Raw genomic sequence first — 5,287 nt, 5'->3', positions numbered from 1 at the left:
GGGAGGGCGTGCCCGGGACGCCCGCGCCGGGCGGCCCCGGAGGCGGCCGCGAGCTGGTGCTCGGCATGATCGCGCCCACCGCCACGTACTACTTCGCCGAGGTCATCCGGGGTGCGCACGAGGCGGCGGCCGCCGCCGGGGCACGGCTGATCCTGCGGATCTCGGACTACCGCCCCCGGGAGGACGCGGCCCGGGCGGCCGGGCTGCTCGCCGCCGGGGCCGAGGGGCTGCTGGTCGCCCCGGGCTGGAAGGAGCCGCACGACCCGGCCGAGCACGGGCGGTGGATCACCGAACTGCCGGTCCCCACCGTGCTCCTGGAGCGGCGCGGGGTGCCCGGCGGGGCCCTGGACGACCTGGACCGGGTCTGCTCGGACCACGGGCACGGGGTGCTCCTGGCCGTACGCCATCTGACGGGGCTCGGGCACCGGGCGCCGCTCCTGGTGGCGCGGGCCGACAGCCCGACGGCGCTGGCGGTGCGCGCCGGGTACCGCCAGGCGCTGGGCGCGCTGGGGCTCACGGAGCCGCACCCGGTGATCGACTCGGTCCCGGCGGAGGCGGATCCGGCGGGGTTCGAGGCGGCGGCGCGGGCGCTGTGCGCGGCCGTCCGCGCCGGGGAGGCGACGGCGGCCCTGGTCCACAACGACGTGGACGCGATCCGGATCGCCCAGCGCCTGGGCGAGCTGGGGGTACGGGTCCCGCAGGACCTGGCGCTGGTGGCCTACGACGACGAGGTGGCGGCGCTCGCGGACATCCCGCTGACGGCGGTCGCTCCGCCCAAGCACGAGGTGGGGCGGTATGCGGCGCAGTTGCTGATCGAGCGGTTGCGCGGGGCCCCGGCGGAGCCGGGCGGGCAGCCGCGCCGCCATGTGGACCTGCTTCCCCGGCTGCGCGTGCGGTCCTCGTGCGGGGCACCCAGGGCGGGCGCGTCCGCCACCGTCGCGGCCACCAGCACCAGCGACGACCCTCAAGTGGTCTAGACCTCTACCCCCCTTCGCGCCCCACTCGATCATTTTTCGATCAATCGAACTTTCGCTCTTGACTTCGGTCAGGACCGGCTCAAGGATCGCGGCCATCGCCTCGTCCCCTCACGTTCAGGAGCCGTTCCGTGAACCGCAGTTGGACCAGATCGACCGCCGCCCTCTCCGCCGTCACCGCCCTCGCCCTGCTCACGGCCTGCGGGGGCGGTGACGGCGACTCCTCCGACGCGGGCGAGGGCACCGCCGACAAGCCCGTCACCCTGACCTTCTGGGCGTGGCAGAAGGGGTCGAAGGACGTCGTGGACGCCTTCAACTCCTCGCACAAGAACATCCGGGTCAGGTTCGAGGAGATACCGTCCGGCAACGCCGGCGGCTACGCCAAGATCTCCAACGCCGTGAAGGCGGGCAACGGCCCGGACCTGGTCGCCGTCGAGTACCCGATGCTTCCCGAGTTCGTCAGCCAGGGCGCGCTCCAGGACATCGGCCCGCACCTGACGGACGAGGTGAGGAAGAAGTTCCTGCCGCAGGCGGTCGACCTCACCACGCTGGGCGGCAAGAGCTGGGCCGTCCCGTTCGACGCCGCGCCCCAGACGTACTTCTACCGCAAGGACTTCTTCGAGAAGAACGGGATCGAGGTGCCGAAGACCTGGGCGGAGTTCCGCACCGCCGCCGAGAAGGCGAAGAAGGCCGACCCCAAGGCACGGATCGCGACCTTCATGCCGGACGACCCGACCACGTTCGAGGCGATGGCCTGGCAGGCCGGGGCCCAGTGGTTCAAGGCCGAGGGCGACACCTGGAAGATCGACACCTCGGACGCCGCCACCGAGAAGGTCGCCGACTACTGGCAGGGGCTGATCGACGACAAGCTCGTGCAGACGGCGGTCTCCTTCAGCCCGGAGTGGACGGCCGCGCTCAAGGACGGCTCGACCGTCGGCTACCTCGGCGCCTCCTGGGGCGCGGGCGTCCTGAAGTCGACCCTGCCCGACCAGAGCGGCAAGTGGGGCATCGCTCCCGTACCCACCTGGGACGGCAAGCCCGCCAGCGGCATGCTCGGCGGGTCCACCTGGGCGGTGACCAAGGGCAGCCGGAAGGCCGCGGCGGCCGTCGAGTTCGCCACCTGGATGTCGACGACCGAGGACGGCGTCAAGGCACGCATCGCCCCGGGCACCTCCAGCGCCTTCCCGGCCGACGTCTCCCTGCGCCCGGCCGCCAAGAAGGCCTTCGACGCCGGGTTCTACGGCGGCCAGGACATTTACCGGCTCTTCGACGGGGCGGGCGCCTCGATCAACCCCCGCTGGAGCTGGGGCCCGACCACCGGCACCACCAACACCACGCTGAAGGACCAGTTCGGCAAGGTCTCCGGCGGCTCGGTCACCGTCAAGGGCGCGGTGAAGACGGCCCATGACGCGACCGTGGCCGAGCTGAAGAAGCGCGGACTGAAGGTCGAGGGCTGACCGTGGCAGCGAAGGCCCGGACCAGCCGCCGCACGGGCGCCGCCGCGGGCGTCCTGCTCACCCCCTTCTTCGTCCTGTTCACCGCGGTGACGGTGGTGCCGGTCGGCTACGCGGTCTGGCTGAGCCTGTTCACCGAGAAGCAGTCGGGGCTCGGGTTCGGCGGCGCCGAGTCCGTCTTCAGCGGGTTCGACAACTACACCGCCGCCCTGGGCGACCGGGCCTTCCGCGACGGCTTCTGGATCCTGCTCGGCTACTGCGCCGTCTACATCCCCCTGATGGTCGGCGGCGCGCTCGCCCTCGCCCTGCTGCTCGACTCGGGGCTCGCCCGGGCCCGCCGCTTCTTCCAGCTGGCGCTCTTCCTGCCGCACGCCGTGCCCGGCATCATCGCCGCGCTGATCTGGGTGTACCTCTACACACCCGGCCTCAGCCCGGTGGTGCGGGCCATGGACTCCGGCGGCATCGGCTTCAGCTTCTTCTCCCCCGACGGCGCCCTCCCCTCGGTGGTCAACATCGCGCTGTGGGAGTGGCTCGGCTACAACATGGTGATCTTCTACGCGGCTCTCCAGGCCATCGACCGGTCCGTCCTCGAAGCGGCCACGGTGGACGGCGCGGGTGCCTGGCGCACCGCGTTCAGCATCAAGATCCCGATGGTCCGGGCCTCGTTGGGGATGGTCGCGCTGTTCACCGTCATCGGCTCGCTCCAGCTGTTCACCGAGCCGCTGATCCTCAACCAGGGGTCCGGCTCGGCGGTCACCTCCACCTGGACGCCCACCATGTACGCCTACACCGCGGCCTTCGCCCGCAACGACTACGGCCTCGCCGCGGCCGCCGCCGTCCTGCTCGCCCTCGGCGCGGCGCTGCTCTCCTTCGCCGTCACCCGCCTCACCACCCGGAAGGGGGCGCGGGCATGACCCATCGGGCCAGGAACGGCCGCTGGTTCTCCAGGGCCGCCGTCAACGGCACACTGCTGCTCTCCGTCCTCTACACGCTCTTCCCCCTCGTCTGGCTGGTCACCGCCGCCACCAAGGACACCGGCGGACTACTCACCGGCGACGCCTTCTCCTTCAAGGGCTTCGACCTCGGCCACAACCTCTCCGAGCTGGTGTCCTACAACGACGGCGTCTATCTGCGCTGGTACCTCAACTCCCTGCTGTACGCGGGCGGGGGCGCGCTCGTCTGCGCGCTGATCAGCGTCGCCGCCGGGTACGCCTTCGACAAGTACGACTTCCGGGGCAAGGAGAAGCTGTTCGCGGTGGTGCTGCTCGGTGTGCTCGTGCCGTCCACCGCGCTCGCGCTGCCGATGTATCTGCTCGCCAGCAAGACCGGGCTGGTCAACACCTACTGGTCGGTGCTGGTCCCCGTCCTGGTGAACCCCTTCGGGGTCTATCTCTCCCGGGTGTTCAGCGCCAGTCATATCCCCGACGAGGCGCTGGAGGCGGCGCGGATCGACGGGGCGGGCGAGCTGCGCGCCTTCTGGTCGATCGGGCTCCGGATGGTCATGCCCGGGTTCGTCACCGTGTTCCTCTTCCAGTTCACCGCGATCTGGAACAACTTCTTCCTCCCCCTGGTGATGCTCTCGGACCAGAAGCTCTTCCCGCTGAGCCTCGGTCTGTACGCGTGGAACTCCAACACCCACGCCGAGCCTTCGTTCTACCCCATCGTCGTCACCGGCTCCCTCCTCGCCGTCCTCCCCCTCGTCGTCGCCTTCGTCGCCCTCCAGCGGCACTGGAAGGCGGGTCTCACGGCGGGCAGCGTCAAGTGACCGGACGGACGCACAGCCGGTTAGCCATGGACAACGCCCCCGTGAGGAGCCCGAGTTCCACCATGCACCACGCCACTGACAACCGCCCCGCCGTCCTCCTCGCCATGGGCCCCGGGATCGCCGAGCGGCTCCTCGCCGAGCGGCACCGCACCCGTCTCGCCGCGCTCGCCCGCACCGACCCGTACCTCGTCGCCCACGAGCTCCTCGCGCCCGCGCCGGCCGTGGCGGCGGCGCTGGCCGAGGCCGAGGTGCTGCTGACCTGCTGGGGCGCGCCGCCGCTCACCGCCGAGGTGCTGGCCTCGGCACCCCGGCTGCGGGCCGTCGTGCACGCCGCCGGGTCGGTGAAGCACCACATCACCGAGTCGTGCTGGGCGCGGGGCATCGCGGTGACCTCGACGGCCTCGGCCAACGCGCTGCCGGTCGCCGAGTACACGCTGGCCGCGATCCTCTTCGCGGGCAAGCGCGTCCTGGCCTCGGCCCAGCGGTACGCGGAGCTGCGCGCCCCGCACGACTGGCTGCGCGAAGGGGACGGCACCGGCAACTACCACCGTACGGTCGGCCTGGTCGGCGCCTCCCGGATCGGCCGCCGGGTGATCGAGCTGCTGCGCCCCTTCGACTTCCGGGTCCTGCTGCACGACCCGTATGTCGACGCGGCCGGGGCGGCCCGGCTGGGCGTCGAAGCGGTCCCCCTGGACGAGCTGTGCGCCCGCAGCAGCGTCGTCTCCGTGCACGCGCCGCAGCTCCCGGCCACCGAGGGCATGATCGGCGCCCGCCAGCTGGCCGCGATGCCGGACGGGGCGACCCTGATCAACACCGCGCGCGGCTCGCTGGTCGACGGGGCCGCCCTGCTCGGCGAGCTCCTCTCCGGCCGGCTCCATGCCGTACTGGACGTCACCGAGCCCGAACTCCCGCCCCGCGAGAGCCCGTTGTACGACCTGCCCAACGTCCTGCTGACGCCGCACATCGCCGGGTCGCTCGGCAGCGAGCTGCACCGGATGGCGGATCTGGCGCTGGACGAGGTGGAGCGGTTCGCGGCCGGGGCGCCGTTCGCGGACCCCGTCCACGCGGCGGCCCTGCACCACTCGGCCTGAGCC

Annotated in this window: 5 protein-coding genes; all 5 read left to right on the top strand. The window is 72.0% G+C overall.

The genetic code is table 11. The annotated features are described in order from the left end of the window. On the top strand, positions 1-977 hold a 977-nt coding region (locus A8W25_RS29665), incomplete at its 5' end, for a LacI family DNA-binding transcriptional regulator (RefSeq protein ID WP_067167438.1). A 128-nt stretch (positions 978-1,105) separates the two neighbouring features. Beyond that, positions 1,106-2,431: an ABC transporter substrate-binding protein gene (locus A8W25_RS29660; protein WP_067167436.1), complete on the top strand. Its 1,326-nt coding sequence runs from the start codon at positions 1,106-1,108 to the stop codon at positions 2,429-2,431. Positions 2,432-2,433: 2 nt separating this feature from the next. Next, positions 2,434-3,342 carry a carbohydrate ABC transporter permease gene (locus A8W25_RS29655; RefSeq protein ID WP_067167434.1) on the top strand — a complete coding sequence of 303 codons (909 nt, stop codon included), beginning with the start codon at positions 2,434-2,436 and terminating at the stop codon, positions 3,340-3,342. Continuing rightward, a complete protein-coding gene (locus tag A8W25_RS29650; RefSeq protein WP_067167433.1) occupies positions 3,339-4,193 on the top strand; it encodes a carbohydrate ABC transporter permease in 855 nt (284 codons plus the stop codon). Before A8W25_RS29655 ends, A8W25_RS29650 begins: the two co-directional genes overlap by 4 nt. A gap of 62 nt (positions 4,194-4,255) precedes the next feature. Continuing rightward, complete coding sequence (locus A8W25_RS29645; RefSeq protein ID WP_067167431.1) at positions 4,256-5,284, top strand: hydroxyacid dehydrogenase; 1,029 nt, start codon at positions 4,256-4,258, stop codon at positions 5,282-5,284. The last annotated feature ends 3 nt before the right edge of the window (positions 5,285-5,287 follow it).

It is taken from the genome of Streptomyces sp. ERV7, assembly GCF_001653515.1.
GTDB lineage: Bacteria > Actinomycetota > Actinomycetes > Streptomycetales > Streptomycetaceae > Streptomyces.
This window is presented reverse-complemented; position numbering and strand designations above follow the sequence as displayed.